The organism is Acinetobacter seohaensis (assembly GCF_056431365.1).
Genome location: NZ_JBWKMK010000020.1, coordinates 13,516 through 37,701, shown reverse-complemented (window position 1 = coordinate 37,701; position 24,186 = coordinate 13,516). Strand labels below are relative to the sequence as shown.

The window sequence follows — 24,186 nt, the reverse complement described above, 5'->3', positions numbered from 1 at the left end:
ATATGACAACTATTATCAAGCAAGATGACTTGATCACTTCGATCAAAGACGCGCTTCAGTTCATTTCCTACTATCATCCACAAGACTTCATCCAAGCGATGAGCCGTGCTTATGATCGTGAAGAAAACAAAGCTGCGAAAGATGCGATTGCACAGATCTTAATTAACTCACGTATGTGTGCAGAAGGTCATCGTCCAATCTGTCAAGATACTGGTATCGTAAACGTATTCCTTGAAGTGGGTTTAGACGTTAAATTTGATTTAACCATGAGCTTGGACGACGCGATCAACGAAGGTGTACGTCAAGGTTACCTAGAAAACTCAAACGTACTTCGTGCATCGGTATTGGCTGATCCTGCATTTGGTCGTAAAAACACCAAAGACAACACCCCTGCAGTAATTCACTACAAACTCGTTCCGGGTAACAAAGTAGATATTACAGTTGCTGCCAAAGGTGGCGGTTCAGAAAACAAATCTAAATTGGCGATGTTGAACCCATCTGACTCAATTGTAGATTGGGTACTTAAAACTGTTCCGACTATGGGCGCAGGCTGGTGTCCACCGGGTATGCTTGGTATTGGTATTGGTGGTACTGCCGAAAAAGCCATGATGCTTGCAAAAGAAGCACTCATGGAAGAAATCAACATGGACGAATTATTACGTCGTGGCCCACAAAACAAAATGGAAGAACTCCGTATCGAGATCTTCGAGAAAGTGAACGCACTTGGTATTGGTGCACAAGGTTTAGGTGGTTTAACCACAGTTCTTGATATTAAAATCAAAGACTACCCTTGCCACGCTGCAGGCAAACCAGTGGGTATGATTCCAAACTGTGCGGCAACTCGTCACGCACACTTCCAGTTAGATGGTTCAGGTGTTGCACACATTCAAGCACCTAAACTGGATGACTACCCAGAAGTGACTTGGGACTCTTCTAAATCTAAACGTGTAGATTTAGACAACATCACTCAAGAAGAAATGAACACTTGGCAGCCGGGCGATACTTTATTATTAAACGGTACGATTTACACAGGTCGTGATGCTGCACATAAGCGCATGGTCGACATGATCAACAATGGTGAAGAATTACCAGTCGACTTAAAAGGCAAATTCATTTACTACGTTGGCCCTGTTGATCCTGTTGGTGATGAAGTCGTTGGCCCTGCAGGTCCGACAACTGCAACTCGTATGGACAAATTTACTCGCCAAGTCTTAGAACACACAGGTTTGTTCGGTATGATTGGTAAGGCAGATCGTGGTCCTGCAGCAATTGAAGCGATCAAAGATCACAAAGCGACTTACCTCATGGCTGTAGGTGGTGCGGCTTACCTCGTATCTAAAGCAGTACGTGAAGCAGAAGTGGTTGCTTTTGAAGACTTAGGTATGGAAGCAATCTACAAATTCAAAGTTGAAGATATGCCTGTATCTGTTGCGGTAGATGTCAATGGTACATCTATCCACGCGATTGCACCAAAAATCTGGCAAGCTAAAATTGGCAAGATTCCCGTTGTAGATGCTGCAGCAGAATAATATTCCAATTTAGTAATAAGCGAAAAAGCACCCAACATTGGGTGCTTTTTTATGCTTACTGGAAATAAATAAAAGCAATGCATGAGATAAAGATGCAAAACCTTACCACGTTCTCGGATCCCACAATTTAAAGGGTTGGGTTAAGTGCACATCTTCCGCAGGGTCATATTTCTCATGCTTGATTTTTTGTGGCTTTTTACGCAACTTGCCTGTGGTTTGATCTTCCGCGACAAAGTTATAGCTTTCTGTTTTTAGTTGAGTAAATGCAATTTCCTGTTGTGCCGTACTTGCAGGCATGAGCATTAAAGGCCCAGAAACTTCTTTGCGAGTACTTAGGTTTTCTTCATCATACTTAATAAAATACGACTGCCCTGCCTGCACCTGAAAATCCAAATACTTCGGTTTTTGGAAATGTAATGCCCCCAAAGGACGGCTCACACTCAGACGATACGCACCTGGTGCCAGTTCAACCCAGTAATAATGATTGTGTAGTAAACTTGGAATCCGATGTTTGTTGATAAACATACTGGTCGCGACAATTTCCTGTCTGTTCCATTTGGAATCTGGACGATATAAATACACGATGGCAGCATCGGCATGTTGAGCCTGAACAGGTTTAAAATTTTGCCCTAGTTTTTGATTGACCCAACCACCAATGGTCATCATGCCCAAACGGTGTTGTTCTACAAAACCAGGTTTTTGTTCTAAATCTAAAACTTTTAAGGTACTAGGTGGTTGCGTTTGTTGCACCACGTTTTTTTTGCCATGACATCCCAGCAACATTAAACTGGTCACGACCAAGATTGCGACACCACGCATGTCTATCCCTCACTGCGTTTCTTATTTTTGTAAATCACGTTTTTGAAATCACGCTGCAAATTCATTTTGCAATTGTTGTTTTGAATAATGGGCATCCACGCCTAGGTCTAAGATTAACACTGCCTTGATTTTTTTGACAATAAAAAACGTGCCGAAACCTAGCGTTTCGGCACGTTTCAGACGAATAGCGTATTAAGCAGTTTTGCTGTCTAATACTTTTAAGTCAATTTTTTCTGCTGCAGGTTCTTCTGTTTGAGGCTGACGTTCGGTCTGAAATTCAGGTTTAGCACCTTCTTCAATCACCGCTTCAGTCACTACCACTGTGCCAACATCGGTACGGCTTGGCAAGTCGTACATGGTTTCGAGCAAGGCATTTTCCAGAATTGAACGCAAACCACGCGCACCTGTATTACGTTCAAGGGCTTTTTTCGCCACTGCACGTAATGCCGCATCTTCAAAGACTAAATCGACATTTTCCATCTCGAATAAGTATTGATATTGACGGGTTAAGGCATTTTTCGGCTCGGTCAGAATTTGCATCAATGCATCTTCATCTAGCTCGTCTAGCGTTGCAATTACAGGCAAACGACCAATGAACTCTGGAATTAAGCCAAATTTCACCAAATCGGTTGCTTCTACCTGACGAAATAAATCAGACAATTTCTTGCCTTCATCTTTTTTCTTCACGTCTGCCGTAAAACCAATGCCGCCTTTTTCTTGGCGTTGCTGCACAATTTTCTCTAAACCAGAGAATGCGCCACCGCAAATAAACAAGATATTTGAAGTATCAATTTGAATGAATTCTTGCTGCGGATGCTTACGTCCACCTTGAGGCGGAATAGAAGCCACCGTGCCTTCAATCATTTTGAGCAAGGCTTGCTGAACACCTTCACCAGACACATCACGAGTAATTGATGGGTTTTCAGACTTACGCGTGATCTTGTCAATTTCATCAATGTAGATAATGCCTTTTTGTGCTTTTTCTACATCGTAATCGGCTTTTTGCAACAGCTTTTGCACGATGTTTTCGACATCTTCACCCACATAACCCGCTTCGGTTAAAGTCGTGGCATCTGCCATTGCAAAAGGCACATCTAATAGACGTGCTAAGGTCTGTGCAAGTAAGGTTTTACCCGAACCCGTTGGACCTACCAACATGATGTTACTTTTTGAGATTTCGACAGCATCTCCTGCTTTATGCGCCTGATTGCTCACTTTTAGGCGTTTGTAATGGTTATATACTGCAACCGATAAGGTTTTTTTCGCAGTATCTTGACCAATTACATACTGATCAAGCGCAGCACGAATTTCATGTGGTTTTGGCAATGGACGTGTTGCCCAATCACCCGACTCAACTTGTTGACTGGTCTGAACCAAGTCTAAGCATACGTCCACACATTCATTACAGATGTATGCGTCCTCGCCTGCAATCAGCTTCCCGACTTCAGACTGCGTTTTACCGCAAAATGAACAATGTTTTTGTCCCTGAGGATGTTCGGACATAGTCACTCCAATATCTCAATCTTTAAAACTTATGGACGTTTTGTTAAAACTTCATCCACAAGACCGTATTCCTTCGCTGCCTGCGCAGTCATGAAGTTGTCACGGTCGGTATCTCTTGCGACAGTTTCATAGTCCTGACCACTATGTTCTGCCATTAAACGGTTCAAACGCTCTTTAATGAATAGAATTTCACGCGCATGAATTTCAATATCTGATGCCTGACCACGGAAACCACCCAATGGTTGGTGAATCATAACGCGGGCATTCTCAAGACAGTAACGCTTACCTTTTGCGCCTGCATTTAACAGGAATGCACCCATAGATGCTGCTTGTCCCATACAGTAAGTCACGACGTCTGGTTTAATAAATTGCATGGTATCGTAAATTGCCATACCTGCAGTCACAGAACCGCCTGGTGAGTTAATGTATAGGTGAATATCTTTATCCGGGTTTTCTGCTTCTAAAAACAACATCTGCGCCACAATTAAGTTGGCCATATTATCTTCGACTTCACCCGTCAAAAAAATGACACGTTCACGTAAAAGACGTGAATAAATATCAAAAGAACGCTCACCACGAGAGGATTGTTCAACCACCATGGGCACTAAAGCATTTTCAATTGTTGGAACATACATATGGTTATTTATTCCTAAATTCTTGTGACACGACTCATGTTCACAATATGAGGGATAATTGTCTAAATTGCAAAATATTCACAGCTTAAATCGTAGATATTTTGAGTTAAATGTTGTCGATCTGTGAAAAACCCAAAAACTGCGATGCAATAAAAAAGGCGCACAAAGCGCCTTTTTTACCTAAAGCCTATTAGCCTTGTTGACGAGCTTGTTGCTCTTTCAATAAGTCTTCATAGCTTACAGATGTATCAGTCACTTTTGCAGAAGCCAAGATGTGATCTACAACCTGATCTTCTAAAACAACTGCTTCGATTTGTGAACGCTGTTGTTTGTCATTTTTGAAGTATTCAATCACTTCGTTTGGATCTTCATAAGAAGAAGCCATATCTTCGATGTAAGCATCTACACGCGCTTGATCTACTTCAAGTTTAGCATCTGCCAATACTTTGCTGACCAATACGCCTAGTTTTACAGATTTTTCAGCTTGTTCTTTGAACAATTCATCTGGAAGCATGCTTGAGTCAAATGCTTTTGCACCTTGCGCACCAAACTGCTGAGTGAATTGCTGAATCATTTGCTGACGTTGACGGTCAACTTCTTGAGCAACCATCGCTGCTGGAAGTTCAACTTCGTTTGCCGCAACGAGTGCATCAAAAGTTGCACCTTTTACTTGGTTACGTAAACCGTTTTTCACTTCACGTTCCATGTTTTTACGAACGTCAGCTTTTAACTTTTCTACGCCTTCTTCTTCAGAAATACCGAAGATTTGTAGGAATTCAGCATCAATTTCTGGAAGTTTTTGCTTTTCAACCAGCTTCAATGTGATTTTGAATTGTGCTGCTTTACCTGCAAGGTTCGCTGCTTGGTAGTCTTCAGGGAAAGTTACATCAATCACTTTCTCTTCGCCTTTTTTCATGCCCACGATACCATCTTCAAAACCAGGAATCATGCGACCAGAACCAAGTACCAGTTTAAAGTCTTCAGCTTCACCGCCTTCAAACTTCTCGCCATCTACAGTACCTTCAAAGTCAAAAGTCACTTGCATGTCTTTTTTCGCCATGCCTTTGGTTTCAACCCAAGAAGCACGTTGCTTTTGAAGGTTTTCAAGCATTTGTTCAACATCGCTATCATTTACTTCAGAAGACTTGCGTTCAACTTCCAAACCGTCAAATTTCACTTCAACTTCTGGATAAACTTCAACAGTCGCTTCATATACTAAAGCGTCGTCTTTCATTTCAGTTTTTTCGATGTTTGGCATACCCACAGCATTGATTTTTTCTTGTTGGATTGCTTCAAACACGGTGTCACGAATAATGTCGTTGACCACTTCTTGATAAATACCCGCACCGTATTCACGACGAACAACGTTTAGAGGCACTTTACCTGGACGGAAGCCGTTGATCTTCACAGTTTTGGCAGTGCGTTTCAAGCGAGCTTCAAACTGCTCGTTAATACGGCTCGTCGGTACAGATACATTTAAACGACGGGCAACGCCCGAAACCGCTTCAGAAGTTACTTGCATGGCTTCCTCGATATAGTTAGTAATAACAGTTTATAAAAAAGTGCCACATTATATGACAACATTAAAGGATATACAAAATACGTTCTGATCTCGACTGAATTTTTTTAATCGGAGCGCTATTTTCTGTAAATTTTCAACTTTGTGTATATTTCTTGTTGTAAATAAGAATCCTTATCATTATTATTAGCCAACTCCTTCATGAATGATTCTAATTACCATATAGGTCTAAATTAGGATCATTGATTCATATTAGAGATATAATTTTATGGCTAAGTTCAACCTACACCCGCTGTGTCTTGCATTACTTGGGGCAACCTCTACTGCTGTTTTCGCAAATACCTCTACCGATGCGACTTCAACCCACCAACTTTCCACAATTGTGGTTTCAGCGGCAGGGTTTGAACAAGAACTAAAAAATGCCCCTGCTTCTATTAGTGTGGTCACCAAAGAAGATATTGAAAAGAAAAATGCCACTAGCATTGCTGACTTACTGGCTGATGTCCCTGGAGTCGATATTCGTAACGGCGTAGGTAAAACCTCAAACTTAAATATCGGTTTGCGTGGTATGGGGCAAGAGTACACGCTGATTCTGATTGATGGACGTCGTCAAACCACATCTTCAGATGTCACTCCGAATGGTTTTGGTGAAACATCAAATGGATTTTTGCCACCACTTGCTTCAATTGAACGCATTGAAGTAATTCGTGGCCCTATGGCAACGCGCTATGGCTCAGAGGCAATGGGCGGTGTGATCAATATCATTACCAAAAAAGTGTCAGATGAATGGAATGGTAATGTCACTATCAGCGGTAATGTAATGGAAAACAATGCCGAAGCCGACTCATGGAAAACCAATTTTGTTGTCAATGGCCCACTGATCAATGAACGTTTAGGCTTACAACTACGTGGTAGCTATTTAGACCGTCAGCGTTCAGAACGCATTCAGGGCTCAACAGGTCGTGACCCACGCCCAAGTACAGCAGACAATTACGATGTTGGTGCTAAACTCGACTTTAAACTGGATGATCAAAATTCATTTTGGATAGATGGTTTTCATTCTAGCCAGCAATATAAAAATGAAGATAACCGTTTAGGGACTTTAGATACCGCAACCAAAGCATCAGGTTATAAAGATGAATTAGAATTCAACCGTACTCAAATTTCTTTGGGACATGAAGGTAATTACGATTTTGGGATTTGGAAAAGCTATGTTAGCCATTCAGACACTGAAACTAAAGGTCGTACTCTACCAACCGATGCTTTTGACAAAACTGCGCAGCAGAACAATCCACTCATTGGCAGTGACCGTACTTTAGAAAATACCGATCTGGTTGCAGATAGCCATCTAATTTCCACCTTTGGTGCGCACAAAGTTACAGTCGGTGCAGAATATAAAAAGCTCACCATTCGTGACAATATTGCTCAACATAAAAGCGGCAAAGATGAATTTGAGAAAGACTCTTGGGCAATCTATGCCGAAGATGAGTGGAGCTTACTCGACAATTTGACCTTCACGTTTGGTACACGCTATGAAGACCACTCTGGTTTTGGTGGCGAGTTTAGTCCACGTGCTTATTTAGTCTGGAATACCAATGATATTTTAACCATTAAGGGTGGTGTCAGCACAGGTTATAAAGCACCTTCGCCTAAGGCACTCTACGATGGTTTAATCAATATGAGTGGTCAGGGTTCGACCTATGTATTTGGTAACTCTGCTTTAAAACCAGAAACATCAACCAATTACGAACTTGGTTTTAATTTACAGCCTAATGATCAGCTGAATTTTACCGCCACAGGCTTTTACAGCCAAATTGAAGATGCTATTGTTTCCCAAGACATCTCTAATTTAGCGATTTGCCCTGTAGATGATTGCTCTAGAAGTGTAAATGCCAACGAAGCCAAAATCTATGGTGCTGAAGCTTCTTTGCAGTACAGCATTATTCCTGAATGGAATGTTAAAGCGGCCTATACCTACACCAAAAGTGAAATTACAGATGGTAAAGATGAAGGATTAAATTATAACAATAATCCACGCAATGCCTTTAACCTAACCTCGACTTGGCACATTAATCCGAACGTTGATATATGGTTACAGCATGAATATAAATCAGAGCGTACTCGTTTTAGTTCTAAACCTACAGGTGGTAATAACCTAATTATTTATAATATGTATGGAGATAAATTAGCTGGCTATAACTTGTTTAATTTAGGTGCAAGTTACTCACCGACAGACAAGATACGCTTCAATATGGCTGTGAACAATCTTCTAGATAAAGACTTCACTGAACATAAAACAAATGGCAATGTTACTGGCTACAAGTACCTTAGCTTAGGTTCAAGCATACAAGGTACTTACATTTCAGGTCGCAACTACTGGCTTTCTGTTTCTTATGACTTCTAAGCCTTAAATTTCTTTTTTCAACCCTGCTTCGGCAGGGTTTTCTACCTTTTCTCACTCCTTTTTTTACTGTTGTATCGTTTTTTTAAATAAAAATATTGATAATGATTATTATTTTCAAATAAAAACCACACAAACCCACCCCTCACACATTGAGATTGATAATGATTCTCAATACAATTAGCAACACTTGTTATAGACGTCATAACAATAACTTCACACTTTATTCACATTTTGAGCTTGAACCAACGAATAAAGCTTGACCTCGTGTTGGTACATACTTAGGGAAATCGCATAAATGGCACAGATCAAAAGTCGCAAACACAACCGCTCTGCGCAACTGATGGCTTTAGCCGCCTCTCTTCCACTACTTGCTCATGCAGCAAACCCTGAAGATGACGTCACCCAGCTTCCCACTATTACCGTTAAATCTGAAGCTGAAAGCAAATACAAGGCAGATAACTTAAGTTCCGCAAAACACACTCAGCCGTTGTTAGATACCCCACAAACAATTTCTGTGATTAAAAAAGAAATTCTACAAGAACAAGGCGCAACGTCATTGGTTGAAGCCTTACGCAATACACCAGGCATTACTCTACAATTGGGAGAAAATGGCAATACTAGTGCTGGCGATGCCTTTCAAATGCGTGGTTTTTCCACCCAAACATCGACCTATGTTGATGGTGTCCGAGATTTAGGCGCAATCAGCCGTGATGTATTTAACATTGATCAAATTGAAGTTGTCAAAGGCCCATCGGGTTCAGAAGCGGGTCGTGGTGCAGCATCGGGTTATATCAATTTGGTCAGCAAATTACCGCAAAGTGAAAGCAGTCAGGAAATTTCTGCAACTTACAACACAGCACAACATACAAGACTTTCTGCAGATATTAACCAGGCTATCAATCCAAATACCGCCTTTCGCCTGAATGTGATGGGTCAAGAAGGCGGCATAGAAGGACGCGACTATATTGAAAACAATAGTTATGCCATCGCCCCTTCTATTGCCTTTGGATTAAATACTGCCACACGCCTGTATTTATATTCTCAACACATCAGACAACGCAATATTCCAGATGGTGGCATTCCAACTGTGGGCATGCAAGGCTTTTACAATACCGATTCACTGTTAGCCACTGCGCCTAAAGTCAATCGGGAGAATTTTTATGGCCATGTCAATGACTATGAAGATGTCGATGCTGATATGTTCACCGCAAAAATTGAAAGTGATTTAACCGATCAACTCAAACTGACCAATATCACCCGTGTAGCGAAAACCCACATGAATCGGGTTTTAACAGGCATCAATACAGGTGCAAATGGTCTTCGAACCAATGGTTCATCAAACCCTGCCGAATGGGAAGTGAACCGCTCCCGCCAAGGCGTCGATCAAGAAAATAAAATTCTGGCCAATCAAAGCACTTTAAACTGGAGTGTCAAAACGGGGGCAGTACAGCATGATGTTGTTGCAGGCATGGAGTTTTTAAAAGAACAGCAATCTAGCAAACTCATGGCAACTCAGCTGCCTGGCGAAGCCACTGCCGATACACCGTGGGCCAATCTTTATCACCCAGACCGCAATCAAGCCATGCCAGCGCTTATTTATAATGGCGGTTATACCGATGGTGAAACCCAAACGGCAGCCGCATATTTATTTGATACTCTAAAATTTGGGGAGCGTTTTCAACTGAATGGTGGCGTACGGGTCGATTATTATGAAACAGATTATCAAGGGCTTACTCTGCCACGTGGGGGAAATGCTTTGGTGGCCACAGATCTGAGCACCCACGATACGCTGTTCAGTTGGAAACTTGGCGCTGTGTATAAGCCTACGTTAAATAGCAGCATTTACGCTGCGTATGCAAAATCACTAACGCCACCCGGCAGCACCAACTTTACCCTGTCTGAATCAGGCAATGACGCGATCAATGCGCAGCCTCAAGAAACTCATCATTATGAAGTAGGCAGCAAATGGGAGTTACTCCAAGGCAAGCTGGCTCTGGCTGCTGCAGCGTATCGTACAGAAAATGAAAACCAATCAACCATAGATCCAATTTCTCAGCTTGCAGTACAAGAAGGTAAAAAGCGAGTCGATGGCGTTGAGCTGAGTGCCGTTGGTCAAATGACCGATAACTGGAATTTGTCTGCAGGCGTTGCGCACATGAAAGTGAAACAACTCAATCAACGTTCAACGAGTGCCACAACCGTATCAGAACGTTGGTCGCCTGAATGGACTGCAAGTTTATGGTCAACCTACGACTGGGCGGGCTTTAAATTAGGTTTGGGCGCGCGTTATGTCGATGAACAAAAACGTGTTGTGACTGACAGCAACGCACCAGCCAACATGCCAAATATTCCAGGCTATGTCGTGTTTGATGCATTGGCAGGCTACAACTTCAACAAAAATGCCTCGTTAAATTTAAACCTTTATAACCTTGCCGATAAAGAATACATCAGCACACTAAACAATGGTGGTGGTCGCGTCGTTCTTGGGCAGCCACGCTCGGCAGCAATCAGCTTAAACTACAAGTTCTAAGTTATAGCAAATCTGTAGTAGCCCGCTTAAAACAGGCTACAGATTTAGATTCGAGCGATAGATTATTTTTCATACCATCTATTGCTCGAACTTTGCATGCTGAACAACGGTGTAGAATGTTCAGCAGTTTGAATTCAAACTTTTTCAGGAAGAATCGGTATGATGCTTCACATTCCAGAAGTCCTCAGCAAAGTGCAAGTCCAACGAATTCGTGCTGAATTGGACACCGCATCTGCATGGCAAAATGGTCAACTCAGTGCAGGTGCACAAGCACAGAAAATTAAACAGAATTTGCAGTTTGACCTGCAACATCCGAGCTATGCAACACTGTCACAAGACATCCTCAGCGCACTGAAACAACAGACTTTATTACAGTCGTTCGCGCTCCCTTTGCATATCCTCCAGCCGATGTTCAATTGTTATCAAAACACAGCAGCCTATGGCAATCATGTTGATAATGCCGTGCAATATTGCGCACAGGTACAACGTCCGATTCGCACGGATGTGTCCATGACCCTGTTTTTAAGTGAGCCTGAAGAATATCAGGGCGGTGAACTGATTATTGAAGACAATTACGGTAGTCATGAAGTCAAACTCAGTGCAGGTGATGCCATCGTGTACCCTGCTACCAGTTTACATCGGGTCGAACCTGTCACCGCAGGTCAAAGAATTGCAGCGTTTACATGGTGTCAAAGTATGGTTAAAGATGACTGGCAACGCAGTATGCTGTTCAATTTAGATATGACTATTTTGCAATTGCGTCAACAACTTGGAGATACAGCAGAAGTATTGGCACTGACTGCACATTATCACAATCTGATTCGTCAATGGAGTCAGTTATGAATACCACGCCATTGGCAGCTTTGAATCACATCCCGCCACATTTACACACCATTGCCGACTATCAAAAACAGGCTCAATTACATTTAGATGCAGCCACTTGGGCCAATTTAGAAGGCGCTGCAGGCGATGAATATAGTCTGAACAACAATTTACGTGCGTTTGCCGATATTCAATTATTGCCCCGTCATTTAAATACTTTTGCAGGGGCAAATACGCAAATTCAGCTCTTGGGCGAACAGTATCCACACCCAATTTTTTTAGCGCCCGTGGCTTACCAACAACTGTTTCATCCACAGGGGGAAATTGCTACAGCGCAAGCGGCAGCCGCCCTACAAGCCCCCATGATTCTCAGTCATTTAAGTACCACTTCAATGAGCACACTGAATCAGGTTTCGGGCGCGGCAAAATGGTTTCAACTGTATTGGCAAGGCAGTCGTAAAGCTGCTTTGGATTTGATTTTTCAAGCGCAACACTATGCCTATCAAGCCATTGTACTCACGGTTGATGCACCGCACATGGGCATTCGAGATCGGGAACGTCGCGCTGCTTTTCAATTGCCTGCACATATTCGGGCGGTATATCAATCATCTGTAAATACCACTCCGCTTAAGGAAAATCAGCACCCTCTTTTTGATGGATTGATGCAGCAGGCTGCCACATGGGAAGATATTGCTTGGTTGCTACAACACAGTCCACTGCCTATTTTACTCAAAGGTATTTTACATCCTGCCGATGCGCAGCAGGCATATCAGTACGGAGCACACGGTATTATTGTGTCTAATCATGGTGGCCGAATTTTAGATACCGCGGTCAGCCCAATTCAAATTTTAGGCACGATGCGAAAAATTTTATCGCACGATTTCCCAATTTTATTAGACAGTGGGATTCGTCGTGGCACAGATATTTTTAAAGCACTGGCCTTGGGAGCAAGTGCGGTTTTGGTCGGTCGTCCATATATTTATGGCTTGGCAGTTGCAGGCGCGCTAGGGGCAGCGCATAGCATTAAACTGTTAAAGGAAGAATTTGAAGTCACAATGGCACTTATGGGAACAAGCTGCATCAAACAAATCAACAGCAGCTATATTTATCACCAAAATAGCTAATATCAGAAAAATATTTCACAACACATGCCGTATCTGTAAAAAACAGGGAATTATTACCCTTGCAGATCGATTAACATACAGATATTGGTTTACAAGTGCCATGATTCTACTTTTAGCGATAGCCTCCTGAAAACAGCTTGTAAATTGATAGAATAGACACAATCTATATTTATAGTAAGTTGCCGTTATCCACGCGATGCAACCGCTACTATTCAAGGAGTTTTCACATGATGTTGGCAGATCCAAGCAAAAAATACCGTCGTATGTACCAGCGTGTCGATTTACCAGACCGCCAATGGCCGAATAACGAAATTACCAAAGCGCCAATTTGGATGAGTACCGACCTACGTGACGGTAACCAAGCGATCTTTGAGCCAATGAACATCGAACAAAAATTCAAAATGTTCCAAATGCTTGTGAAAATTGGTTTTAAACACATCGAAATTGGTTTCCCATCGGCATCTCAAGTTGACTTCGATTTCACCCGTAAATTGATTGAAGAAGGTCATATTCCAGATGACGTGTATATTGAAGTCTTGGTACAGGCGCGTGACCACTTAATTCAACGTACTTTTGAATCTTTACAAGGTGCTAAACGTGCGATTGTGCATATTTATAATGCCAACTCACCAACCTTCCGTAACAAAGTCTTGAATGTTGATGTTGAAGGTGCCAAACAATTGGCAATCAATGCAGCAAGCAAAGTAAAAGAATACGCAGCGAAGCAACCTGAAACAGAATGGGTATTCCAGTACAGCCCAGAATGTTTTACTGCAACTGAGTTGGAAGTGGCTAAAGATGTTTGTGATGCCGTGACTGAAATTTGGGAAGCATCGCCAACCAATAAAGTAATTTTAAACTTGCCTGCAACGGTAGAAGTGTCTACACCAAACGTGTATGCCGACCAAGTGGAATGGATGCACCGCAACATTGCGCGTCGTGATGGCGTGATCATTTCAGTACACTGTCACAATGACCGTGGTTGTGGTATTGCCGCATCTGAATTGGCAATCATGGCAGGTGCAGACCGTGTAGAAGGCTGTGTATTTGGTAATGGTGAACGTACCGGTAACGTAGACGTTGCTGCAATTGCCTTGAACATGTACACCCAAGGTGTTGCACCAGAATTGGATTTCTCGAACATCAACGAAATTATTGCCACAGTTGAAGAATGCACAGGTTTGCCAGTGCATCCACGTCATCCGTATGCAGGTGATTTGGTGTTTACTGCATTCTCTGGTTCACACCAAGATGCGATTAAGAAAGGTTTTGAATTCCAGAAAAACGAAGAAATTTGGGATATGCCTTACTTGCCAATCGACCCGAAAGACTTAGGTCGTGACTATGATGCGGTGATTCGTGTCAACTCACAATCGGGTAAAGGCGGGATAGCTTACTTGTTAGAATCGAACTACAACGTGACTTTACCACGTCGTTTACAAATCGAATTCTCGCAAATTGTGCAACAACGTACCGATGAGCAAGGCACAGAAATTAGCGCAAGTGAAATCTGGAACTTGTTTAAAGACACTTACGTTGCAGTAAAAGATGCGCACTATGCGACGCAAAACTACAAATTGTCTGATGAAAATGGCAATCAAGTCATTGAGTTAGATGTGGTCGTGAACGGCGAAACACAACGCTTACGCGGCGAAGGCAATGGCCCAATTTCAGCAATTTTGAATGCACTTCAATTGCCAATTGATGTCTTGAACTATGAAGAACGTAGCATTAGCTCAGGCGCACACGCAAAAGCGTTGGCATTAATTGAGTTGCAAGTCAAAGGCACAGGTAAATCTGCCTTTGGTGCAGGGGTACATGACAACATCGTGACCTCATCTATTGATGCGATTATTGCCTGTACCAACCGCTTGATTGAACAAGATGTGTTAAGCACAGATCAAGTGGTTGCAGCGGCAGTGTAATCTTGCGCTAACATGTAAAAGCATTTTGAAAAGGATACCCCAAGTGGTATCCTTTTATTTATTCATCCTCAGGATTTAAGGCGAATTATTCCCGTGTCTTTTCCAGCTGACTCAGTAGGTATTGTTGTTCCAGAAAAATTCCAATTTGAAGAACCTTTAGAACTCGAATGCGGTCGTGTTCTGCCCCGCTTTGAACTCATGGTCGAAACTTATGGCACGCTAAATGCCGATAAATCCAATGCGATTCTGATCTGTCATGCACTATCAGGGCATCATCACGCTGCAGGTTATCATCATGCCGACGATAAAAAAGCAGGCTGGTGGGATGCCTGTATTGGCCCTGGAAAAGCCATTGATACCAGTCGTTTCTTTGTGGTGGCGCTAAACAATATTGGCGGCTGTAACGGTTCTACTGGCCCCACATCGCCTAACCCTGAAAATGACAACCGTCCTTATGGCCCAGACTTCCCGTTAGTTACGGTGCGAGATTGGGTAAAAACCCAAGCCATGCTGTCTGATCGTTTAGGCATTGAGGTCTGGTATTCGATTATTGGCGGCTCTTTGGGTGGTATGCAGGCCTTGCAGTGGTCGGTAGATTATCCTGACCGTCTGAAAAAATGCGTGATTATTGCCAGTGCACCAAAACTGTCTGCACAAAATATTGCCTTTAACGAAGTCGCACGTCAGTCCATTTTATCTGACCCAGATTTTCATCATGGGCGTTATTTGGAACATGACAGCTATCCAAAACGTGGATTGATTTTGGCACGCATGGTCGGACACATCACCTATTTGTCTGAAGAAGCCATGAAACAGAAATTTGGTCGTGACTTAAAATCTGGCAAGTTTATGTATGGTTTTGATGTCGAATTTCAGGTCGAAAGCTATTTGCGCTATCAGGGCGAACAATTTAGCCGTAATTTTGATGCCAATACCTATTTAATTATGACCAAGGCACTGGATTATTTCGATCCTGCACGTGAATACGAGCAATCCTTACAAAAAGCCATGGCGAATACAAAATGCAAGTTTTTAGTGGTGTCTTTTACCACCGACTGGCGCTTTAGCCCTGAGCGTTCGCAGGAAATTGTGGATGCGCTAATTAGCAATCATAAACCTGTCAGCTATTTAGATATTGATGCCGAACAAGGACACGACTCGTTCTTGTTCCCAATTCCACTGTACGTGAAAGCCATGCGTGCATTCTTGGGCGGAACAGAACATCTTCAAGCAACCCCACAGGAGGCCGTGTAATGCGTCTTGATCAGCAACTTGCCGAAAAGTGGATTAAACCCAATTCTAAAGTACTCGATTTGGGTTGTGGCGATGGTGAACTGTTGGCACACATGAGCAAACAGCATAATATTCGTGCATACGGATTAGAAATTGATCAAGAAAAGATTGCAATTGCGATCAGTCGCGGGTTAAATATCATCCAACAAGACTTGAATTTGGGGCTTAGCCGTTTTGCCGACCAGTCTTTTGACTATGTGGTCATGGCACAAGCCTTGCAAGCAGTAGATGCACCTGACGTATTATTAAGAGATATGGTACGTGTGGGTAAACAGGCGATTATTACCTTTCCAAACTTTGCGCATTGGAAGACTCGTTCTTTTCTTGCCTTAAAAGGAAAAATGCCTGTTTCAGATGCATTACCTTATATGTGGTACAACACCCCAAATATTCATTTATGTACGTTTCGTGATTTTGAGGCACTTTGTGCTGAAAATAATATTCGCATCATTAACCGACTTGCCGTGAATGGGAATCAACAAGATAGTTTACTCAGTAAGCATCTGCCTAATTTGTTTGGTGAAGTCGCAATTTATCGAGTGAGCGCTCTATGAAAAAACTATTATTAAGCACCACGCTATTGGTTGGACTGTTGAGCATTCAAGCCCATGCAGATTATGTTTCACCGTCATCTTCTGTAGCGAGCCAAGCGGCTCAATATTCAACCATGGATATTAATGGCTTGATTAAGGCAGCTAAAGCAGGTCAGGCAGGCGCACAATTTTACTTAGCGACAAAATATCAACAAGGTAAAGACGTTCAACAAGACAGCCGTCAAGCGTTTGCTTGGTACAAAGCTGCGGCAGATCAAGGTTTATCGGCTGCGCAATTAAATGTAGGTCGTATGTTGGCAGATGGTATTGGCACGAAAAAAGACGAAGTCTTAGCACGTCAATATTTTGAAAAGGCGGCTAGCCGTGGTGATAACCGTGCCAGCTTTAACCTTGCCATGATGGAAGAACAAAAGAAAAACTATATGGGTGCGTATCAGTGGTATGAGTTATCTACCCGTGATGGCATGCTCGACAATAAAGTAATTTCTTTGTCTGAAGGTAAGAAAACCGCTTTGGCAGCTAACTTAACTCAAGAACAAATTCGTCAAGCACGTGACCGCGCAGACCAATGGATTCAAGCGCAATAAATTTAACTACGTTTGAAGTGATCTCAAAGCACCTTCGGGTGCTTTTTGTTTTATCCGAAATAAACTGCCTGCATGGCCTGTAGCAGTTCAGGACTGAATTCTTCTAGTGCAGCAGAACCTAATACCGCATCTATACCACAATGCGGACAAATTGCGGTTTGCTCATCATCACACCAATCTTCAATTTCGCTATAAGCAAAAGTTTCCAGACAGTAAAAACAGCCAGAACGCTCACTTTGCTGCAATAATGTACGGTGCTGACTCGAATAACGGTAGATCTCTGAAATTTTGCTCATCATGATTCCCCTATTTTTTTATATCTCAGCATAATTGGTATGTATTAAAACAAATCTATCTAAGATTAAACTTTTAAGTCTGCAAAATCCGTTAAAATATCCAAGATTATTTTGAATTAAGATCTGAATTATGGCTGCAACTGATTGGCGTGCTCAAGGTACTTTGGTTTTAGCAAGCAATAACAAGGGAAAAATTGCAGAATTTGAAACCCTGTTTGCGCAATTAGACTTGCCTGTGCAAGTGATTCCGCAAGGTCAACTAAATATTGAAGATGCTGTTGAAGATGGTTTGAGCTTTGTTGAAAATGCCATTTTAAAAGCACGCCATGCCGCAAAAATTTCAGGAAAGCCTGCCATTGCAGATGACTCTGGTTTATGTGTGCCTATTTTAGGCGGCGCACCGGGGATTTATTCTGCACGTTTTGCAGGCGAACATGGCAATGATGCAGCCAACAATGAAAAACTTTTGAATAAACTCAAACCACTACGTCAAGACGGCGCAGCAATTGAAGGTATGTTTGTTTGTGTTTTGGCTTTGGTTGAACATGCCGATGATCCATTACCACAAATTTTCCAAGGTATTTGGAAAGGCGAGATTTTAGCAGAAGCTCGTGGTGAAAATGGTTTTGGCTATGACCCGCTCTTTTGGTTGCCTGAATTGGGAGTGTCGAGCGCAGAAATGTCGAAAGCAGAAAAGAATAAAATCAGTCACCGTGGTCAAGCGATGCAACTGTTTAAAGCAAGTTTACAAGCTTAGATTTAACAGATGTGATTGATCTTACAGCCCGTTTTCAAACACGGGCTGTTTTATTTTCAAGCTTTACAAATCAGGTCAAACATCCCTTGTCGTCAAATCGCAACACATTCGTCACCGCATTGTCATACAGACCTGTTGAGATAGGCTCAACTATTGAGAGGTCTAAATCATGGCAGGATTATCTATTTGGCACGTGCTGATTTTTGCAATTGTGGTCATTTTATTATTTGGTACATCTAAGCTTAAAAACTTAGGTAAAGATGTAGGTGGCGCGGTCAAAGATTTTAAAAAATCAATAAAAGATGATGAGGCAGAAGCGGCGCAACTGAAAGAACCTCGTACGATTGAACATCAAGCCAATAGCAGTGATGTAAATTCGACTGTAAAGCATTAAGGCTGAGGGTTTGAGATTATGCTCAATATTGGAATGACGGAACTGCTGATTTTCGGCATCATTGCATTATTGGTGCTGGGTCCTGAAAAACTCCCTGAAGCAGCGCGTTTTGTCGGCAAGTGGTACGCTAAAATTAAACGTATGGTCAGTAATGTTCAAAATGACATTGACCGCGAATTGCGTTTATCTGAATTACGCGAGCAAATGCAGCAAGAAATGGCGCGTATTCAGGAACTTGAAGCAAAGATGCAAGCACAAATGCATGAAATGCAGCAAGAAAAAATATTTGAAGATATAACTGCAAAAAGCACACATTCCCCGCATGCCGTATCAAAAAATACCTTACAACAGCATCATTACACCTTGGTTTTAAATAATGAAAAAACCTCTGCGGTGTTACTCCCTAAAACTAAAATGACATCACATTCAAATTTATCTGCGCTACAACATACTACAGCGCCCTATACTGAAATGAAGGTTGCAGTATGAGCCAATCAAACGCTTCTGAGCTTTCGCATTTGCCTGTGAAGGCAGAGCAAGCCGCATTAGAAGAAATGCCAATTACCAAGCACTTGATGGTGCTGCGTAATCATCTTTTTAAAATTGTAGGGCTTATTCTTGCCTTATTCTTCTGTTTATTGCCCTTTGCCAATAAAACTTATCAAGTATTGTCGGAACCATTACGTGCACAGTTGCCACATACATCAACCATGATTGCGACTGATGTTACCGCAACCTTTATGGCGCCGTTTAAACTAAACTTTTTTGTCGCGCTGTTCATTGCGATGCCATTTATTTTGTATCAGATTTGGGCATTCGTAAAACCAGCGTTATATGAAAAAGAAAAAAGTTTGGCGCTGCCTTTGCTGATCGGCAGTATTTGCTTGTTCTATATCGGAATTAGCTTTGCTTACTTTGTCGCCTTGCCATCCATTCTGCACTTTTTCATTAGCGTTTCCCCTGAAACAGTCGCCCCGATGACCGACATTAATAGCTATCTTACGTTTTGTTTGAAGCTGTTTTTGGTTTTTGGTTTTACCTTTGAGATTCCAATTGTCACACTTTTGCTGATTATGATTGGTGTCGTGTCTACGCAAACTTTGGTTGAAAAACGTCGCTTTATTATTGTTGGCTGTTTTTTTGTGGCCATGTTTGTCACACCGCCAGACGCTTTATCGATGATCATGCTTGCCATTCCGATGTGGATGCTGTTTGAAATTGGTTTGTTTTTTGGCAAATTAATTGAGAAGCGCCGAGTCAGTCACAGCTAATCTAAAATATTGAATTTTAAAAAGAAGCACATAGTTGCTTCTTTTTTTGTGCGTGTAGATCACAACTGAACGGATTTAATCAGTTTGACACATAAGCTTAACCCGCATGTCATGTTTAGCCACTAATTTACATATAACTTTCAAACGACTAAGCAATTTGCTAGGAAAAAAAATGACTGATTTTATGCCTTACAATGAAGATCAAGAGTTAGATAATAACACTTCAGACAATACGCACTTTCGTGACATTCTAGAACAACGCATGAGCCGTCGCAGTTTAATTAAAAAAACTGCAAGCGGTGCAGCAGCTTTAGCTTTAGCTTCTTCTTTATCTGCATGTAGTGATGATGATGAAGATACAAATGTAACACCACCAACAAGTAAAGAAGAACCCAATACCAAGCCTGAAACATTAACATTTAAAGCTGTAGATAAAAATTTAAATGATATTGTTACTGTTCCTGAAGGTTACCAAGCAACTGTATTATATGCTTTAGGTGACTCAATCAATCCTTCTTATAGCAATTGGAATGCAGATGCAGATGTTCCATCTGGCCCAAGTTTCCAATTCCGCTCTGGTGACTGTCACGATGGCATGAGCTATTTTGGCTTAAGTACTAAAACTGGTCGTTATGATGAAAATGCATCAGATCATGGCTTATTGGTTTTGAACCACGAATATATCAACCAAACCTTCTTACATCCAAAAGGCGCAACTAAAAAGGATGGACGTCGCCCAGAAGATGAAGTGATTCGTGAAGTAAATGCACACGGTGTTTCAGTCGTTCATATTAAGAAAAATGCTGAAACTCAAGCTGTAGAGATTGTGAAGTCATCACCATTTAACCGTCGTATTACAGCTTCGACTGTCATGGATTTTGCAGGGCCTGTAGCTGGTTCTCCATTACTGCACACAGCATTCTCTCCCGCTGGTCGTCAAACTCGAGGCACACAAAATAACTGTGGTAATGGTTATACACCATGGGGCACTTATTTAACTGCTGAAGAAAATTTTATTGGTTATTTCCAACGCTCAGGTACAGACCAATACTCAGCCCGTAGTGAAGCTGAAAAAATAGCACTTAAACGCTATGGCTTAGGCTTAGAGATCTCTTATCAAACTGAAAAAAATGCAGACGGTAGTGTTAAACGTGATGCGAAAAACAACATCATTTATATTTTAGATGCTGATAGTAAAAAAATTCCAGAACGCGATGAGCAAGATCGCATCGTGTATTTGAATAAATCTTCACGCTATGGTTGGGAAACAGCAGAAGCTGGTTTTGAATCTCAAGACATGTATGATCGTTGGGCTGCTAACGTAACCAAAGAGTCTGCAACTCAAGACTATCGTAATGCGCCAAATACATTTGGCTGGATTGTAGAAATTGATCCATTCGATAGCCGCTCAAACCCAGTAAAACGTACTGCATTAGGTCGTTTTGCTCACGAAGACTGTCGCGCCAGCCGCGCAATTGAAGGGCAAAAATTTGCATTCTATATGGGCGATGACTCGCGCGGTGAGTACATCTACAAATTTGTATCAGATGCAACATGGGATCCTAAAGATGTGAATGGTGGTTATCGAGCTGGCGACAAATATATGAATTCAGGGAAATTCTATGTCGCTAAATTTAATGCATCAGGCACAGGAGAGTGGATTGAACTGGCTTATGGTAAAAATGGCTTAACCGAAACAAACGCTATTTACCCATTTAGCTCACAAGCGGATGTCCTTACTTTTGCTCGTCTTGCAGCAGATGCTGTAGGAGCTACAAAAATGGATCGTCCAGAATGGGTTGCTGTAAACCCTGAAAATGGTGAAGTGTACGTGACTTTAACCAATAACTCGAACCGTGGTTCAAGCTATGCAACAGATCCTGCAAACCCACGTAACTACACCGATCCTGAAGGTGGTAAAGGTAACGTCAATGGTCATATTATCCGCTTTAAAGAAGAGAATACTGCAGCAACATCATTTGAATGGGATATCTATCTATTTGGTGCTGAAGCAAGTATGGATCCGACAATTAACCTTTCTAATTTAAGCGATGCAAACGACTTCTCAAGTCCAGATGGTATGTGGTTTGACCCACGTGGTGTTCTTTGGATTCAAACAGATGATGGCGCATATACAGATGTTACAAACTGTATGATGTTAGCAGCACTACCTGGTCAAGTTGGTGATGGAGGTGTTGTAAAAACTGTTGGTGATCAAAGTACAATTGCTGGTGCTCAAGTCACCGATAAAAACTTACGTCGCTTCCTTGTTGGGCCAAAAGAATGTGAAATTACAGGTGTAACCATGACACCTGACTACAAAGCAATCTTTATTAACGTTCAGCACCCAGGTGAAGATTCAAAGAGTTTTGATGCGCCAAGCAGCCATTGGCCTGCAACACAAACTGACATGAACAATAAAACTGCACGTCCTCGTTCAGCAACGGTTGTCATCACCCGTAAAGACGGCAAAGCAATTGCTGGATAACATCCATAAATTAAAAATGCCGACACCTCGTCGGCATTTTTTATGCCTCAATGTTCAACTGTTGCTGCACAATATTTCCTTTTTGCTCACCATATTGTGTTTTTTCCAACCATATAAATTGCTGCGCCTGCATACGTAAAAAATTGGAGCAACGTGTACCGTACAGTGGACTTTGAATAAAAGTCGATGACAACAACGCTTCCATCTCCAATGAAATCCCTGTTTGCGGTAACAGTTCAAATGCAACCTTGCGTTCATCTTGTAAAATATCCCACGCCGCAGCATTTAGCTCTGCCGTTGCAAGATCAGGCAATTGCAGCATCGGTAAAAACTCCTGCGTAAAGCGTTTGCGTAAGCGTGCAGTTTTCTCCCAAGGGTCACTCATCAATCCATTCGACACCACATAAACGCCTTTAGCTAAAACCTGCGGCGCTTCTCCACGGTTACTCATGTACACCGCTTGAGTGGTATCGCCCACAAATAAATTAAAACCTGCATATTCACATTGCTGTTTTTCTAAGGCTTGCGCAAAACGGATAGGTGTTTGCTCAGATTCTAAAAAAGCCTGAATAATATGCCCGCGTGAGGTTGGATATTCACGAACATCATTCGCATCACGATAATTGGTAATCACTGCCCAACGACCCGACTGAGTAATGCCCATCCACGTACCGCCCGATTCTAAATCTTGCCCTGCAACAATTGGACTATCAGACCATGCTGCCAGTGCTGCTGTCGGACGCCGATAGAACTCATCTCGATTTGAAATCAAACACAGTGGTGTGTCTGTCAAGACCTGCCAAGCCAATGCCACAATACACATAATTTAAACTCTTGATCTTTACACATTGAATGTACAACATTTTTCATCACATTCAGCTAAAATCTGTGCAAAACAGAATCACAAGGAACAGGAATGCTCACCTATCCAAATATTGACCCCGTTGCTATTTCGCTCGGGCCTTTACAAGTCCATTGGTATGGCTTGATGTATTTACTGGCATTTTTATTTGCATGGGGTTTGGCAACTTACCGTGCCAAACAACGTGGCTGGACACCAGACATGGTTTCCGACCTGATCTTTTACGGCGCTTTGGGCGTGGTGATTGGTGGACGTGTCGGTTATGTGTTTTTCTACGGCTTTGAACAATTTTTGGAAAATCCACTGTGGTTATTCCAAGTCTGGACAGGCGGCATGAGTTTCCATGGCGGCTTTCTGGGCGTGATTTTAGCCATGCTGTTCTGGTGTAAAAAATACAAAATGACGTGGTTTCAAACTTTGGATTTTATTGCCCCATGTGTACCTACAGGTCTAATGTTTGGTCGTATTGGTAATTTTATTGGTGGTGAATTATATGGTCGCCCTGTGACCGATCCAAATTTTGCTTTGGGGATGATTTTCCCGACCGATCCTTTACAATTGGTACGTCATCCATCGCAATTGTATCAAGCCTTATGTGAAGGTCTAATCCTGTTTATTGTACTGTGGTGGTTTAGTTCAAAGCCACGTCCACGCATGGCAGTGTCTGCCCTATTCCTGATTGGTTATGGTTTGGCGCGCTTTGTTGTCGAATTTTTCCGCGAACCCGATCATGGTCAGCTCTTTATTGCATGGATGAGTAAGGGACAATTCCTGAGCTTGCCAATGATTTTGGTCGGTTTCTGGATGATGTGGTATGCCTATCAAAAGAAAATTTATGATTGGGGGCCGCAAAAAAACAGCTAAGCTACTACCC

General features: G+C 42.1%; 21 protein-coding genes. 15 read left to right on the top strand and 6 right to left on the bottom strand.

The window, feature by feature from the left end; translation table 11 throughout:
* Nucleotides 1-2: 2 nt before the first annotated feature.
* Nucleotides 3-1,529: a fumarate hydratase gene (locus tag AC07E5_RS02710; protein ID WP_168417897.1), complete on the top strand. Its 1,527-nt coding sequence runs from the start codon at nucleotides 3-5 to the stop codon at nucleotides 1,527-1,529.
* 102 nt (nucleotides 1,530-1,631) lie between these two features.
* On the opposite strand, the gene AC07E5_RS02705 is transcribed toward AC07E5_RS02710, so the two are convergent.
* The 4 genes from AC07E5_RS02705 to tig form a co-directional block, all read right to left on the bottom strand.
* Complete coding sequence (locus AC07E5_RS02705) at nucleotides 1,632-2,348, bottom strand: DUF2846 domain-containing protein (protein ID WP_096901390.1); 717 nt, start codon at nucleotides 2,346-2,348, stop codon at nucleotides 1,632-1,634.
* A gap of 192 nt (nucleotides 2,349-2,540) precedes the next feature.
* The gene (gene clpX / locus AC07E5_RS02700; RefSeq protein ID WP_004974856.1) at nucleotides 2,541-3,851 is read right to left on the bottom strand and encodes an ATP-dependent protease ATP-binding subunit ClpX; all 1,311 of its coding nucleotides are present in this window, start codon (nucleotides 3,849-3,851) and stop codon (nucleotides 2,541-2,543) included.
* 29 nt (nucleotides 3,852-3,880) lie between these two features.
* Entirely contained in the window at nucleotides 3,881-4,486 is a 606-nt protein-coding gene (gene clpP, locus AC07E5_RS02695; RefSeq protein ID WP_004974855.1) for an ATP-dependent Clp endopeptidase proteolytic subunit ClpP, read from the bottom strand.
* Nucleotides 4,487-4,676: 190 nt separating this feature from the next.
* Nucleotides 4,677-6,008, bottom strand: a complete 1,332-nt coding sequence (gene tig, locus AC07E5_RS02690) for a trigger factor (RefSeq protein WP_253131860.1) — start codon at nucleotides 6,006-6,008, stop codon at nucleotides 4,677-4,679.
* Between the two features lie 265 nt (nucleotides 6,009-6,273).
* Between tig and AC07E5_RS02685 the strand changes: the two genes are divergently transcribed.
* From AC07E5_RS02685 to AC07E5_RS02650, 8 genes are all read left to right on the top strand, one after another.
* A complete protein-coding gene (locus tag AC07E5_RS02685; RefSeq protein ID WP_253131861.1) occupies nucleotides 6,274-8,409 on the top strand; it encodes a TonB-dependent receptor domain-containing protein in 2,136 nt (711 codons plus the stop codon).
* Nucleotides 8,410-8,704: 295 nt separating this feature from the next.
* Nucleotides 8,705-10,939, top strand: a complete 2,235-nt coding sequence (locus AC07E5_RS02680; RefSeq protein ID WP_253131862.1) for a catecholate siderophore receptor Fiu — start codon at nucleotides 8,705-8,707, stop codon at nucleotides 10,937-10,939.
* A 159-nt stretch (nucleotides 10,940-11,098) separates the two neighbouring features.
* Nucleotides 11,099-11,782, top strand: coding sequence for a Fe2+-dependent dioxygenase (locus AC07E5_RS02675; protein ID WP_253131864.1), 684 nt, complete (start codon nucleotides 11,099-11,101; stop codon nucleotides 11,780-11,782).
* Nucleotides 11,779-12,885, top strand: a complete 1,107-nt coding sequence (locus AC07E5_RS02670; RefSeq protein WP_004974839.1) for an alpha-hydroxy acid oxidase — start codon at nucleotides 11,779-11,781, stop codon at nucleotides 12,883-12,885. Before AC07E5_RS02675 ends, AC07E5_RS02670 begins: the two co-directional genes overlap by 4 nt.
* 227 nt (nucleotides 12,886-13,112) lie before the next feature.
* Nucleotides 13,113-14,810 (top strand): 2-isopropylmalate synthase, encoded by a 1,698-nt coding sequence (gene leuA / locus AC07E5_RS02665; RefSeq protein WP_004974837.1) that lies wholly within the window; start codon nucleotides 13,113-13,115, stop codon nucleotides 14,808-14,810.
* 93 nt (nucleotides 14,811-14,903) lie between these two features.
* Complete coding sequence (metX, locus tag AC07E5_RS02660; protein WP_004974835.1) at nucleotides 14,904-16,064, top strand: homoserine O-succinyltransferase MetX; 1,161 nt, start codon at nucleotides 14,904-14,906, stop codon at nucleotides 16,062-16,064.
* A complete protein-coding gene (metW, locus tag AC07E5_RS02655; RefSeq protein WP_004974832.1) occupies nucleotides 16,064-16,657 on the top strand; it encodes a methionine biosynthesis protein MetW in 594 nt (197 codons plus the stop codon). Before metX ends, metW begins: the two co-directional genes overlap by 1 nt.
* Nucleotides 16,654-17,244 (top strand): tetratricopeptide repeat protein, encoded by a 591-nt coding sequence (locus tag AC07E5_RS02650; protein ID WP_070153255.1) that lies wholly within the window; start codon nucleotides 16,654-16,656, stop codon nucleotides 17,242-17,244. Before metW ends, AC07E5_RS02650 begins: the two co-directional genes overlap by 4 nt.
* Nucleotides 17,245-17,294: 50 nt before the next feature.
* Here the strand turns inward: AC07E5_RS02650 and AC07E5_RS02645 are convergent, their stop codons facing one another.
* The gene (locus AC07E5_RS02645) at nucleotides 17,295-17,540 is read right to left on the bottom strand and encodes a cytoplasmic protein (RefSeq protein WP_225530200.1); all 246 of its coding nucleotides are present in this window, start codon (nucleotides 17,538-17,540) and stop codon (nucleotides 17,295-17,297) included.
* Between the two features lie 130 nt (nucleotides 17,541-17,670).
* Between AC07E5_RS02645 and rdgB the strand changes: the two genes are divergently transcribed.
* The 5 genes from rdgB (at nucleotide 17,671) to AC07E5_RS02620 (ending at nucleotide 22,450) form a co-directional block, all read left to right on the top strand.
* The gene (gene rdgB, locus AC07E5_RS02640; RefSeq protein ID WP_004974822.1) at nucleotides 17,671-18,297 is read left to right on the top strand and encodes an RdgB/HAM1 family non-canonical purine NTP pyrophosphatase; all 627 of its coding nucleotides are present in this window, start codon (nucleotides 17,671-17,673) and stop codon (nucleotides 18,295-18,297) included.
* Nucleotides 18,298-18,466: 169 nt separating this feature from the next.
* Nucleotides 18,467-18,691 (top strand): Sec-independent protein translocase subunit TatA, encoded by a 225-nt coding sequence (gene tatA, locus AC07E5_RS02635; RefSeq protein WP_004974820.1) that lies wholly within the window; start codon nucleotides 18,467-18,469, stop codon nucleotides 18,689-18,691.
* 18 nt (nucleotides 18,692-18,709) lie between these two features.
* The gene (tatB, locus tag AC07E5_RS02630; RefSeq protein WP_253131865.1) at nucleotides 18,710-19,180 is read left to right on the top strand and encodes a Sec-independent protein translocase protein TatB; all 471 of its coding nucleotides are present in this window, start codon (nucleotides 18,710-18,712) and stop codon (nucleotides 19,178-19,180) included.
* Entirely contained in the window at nucleotides 19,177-19,962 is a 786-nt protein-coding gene (tatC, locus tag AC07E5_RS02625; protein WP_004974811.1) for a twin-arginine translocase subunit TatC, read from the top strand. Before tatB ends, tatC begins: the two co-directional genes overlap by 4 nt.
* 172 nt (nucleotides 19,963-20,134) lie before the next feature.
* On the top strand, nucleotides 20,135-22,450 hold the full coding sequence (locus tag AC07E5_RS02620; protein WP_180169810.1) for a PhoX family protein: 2,316 nt from the start codon (nucleotides 20,135-20,137) through the stop codon (nucleotides 22,448-22,450).
* A 40-nt stretch (nucleotides 22,451-22,490) separates the two neighbouring features.
* Here AC07E5_RS02620 and AC07E5_RS02615 read toward each other — a convergent pair whose 3' ends face one another.
* Nucleotides 22,491-23,273, bottom strand: coding sequence for an NRDE family protein (locus AC07E5_RS02615; protein WP_253131867.1), 783 nt, complete (start codon nucleotides 23,271-23,273; stop codon nucleotides 22,491-22,493).
* A gap of 93 nt (nucleotides 23,274-23,366) precedes the next feature.
* Between AC07E5_RS02615 and lgt the strand changes: the two genes are divergently transcribed.
* Nucleotides 23,367-24,176: a prolipoprotein diacylglyceryl transferase gene (gene lgt, locus AC07E5_RS02610; RefSeq protein ID WP_096901379.1), complete on the top strand. Its 810-nt coding sequence runs from the start codon at nucleotides 23,367-23,369 to the stop codon at nucleotides 24,174-24,176.
* Nucleotides 24,177-24,186 lie beyond the last annotated feature (10 nt).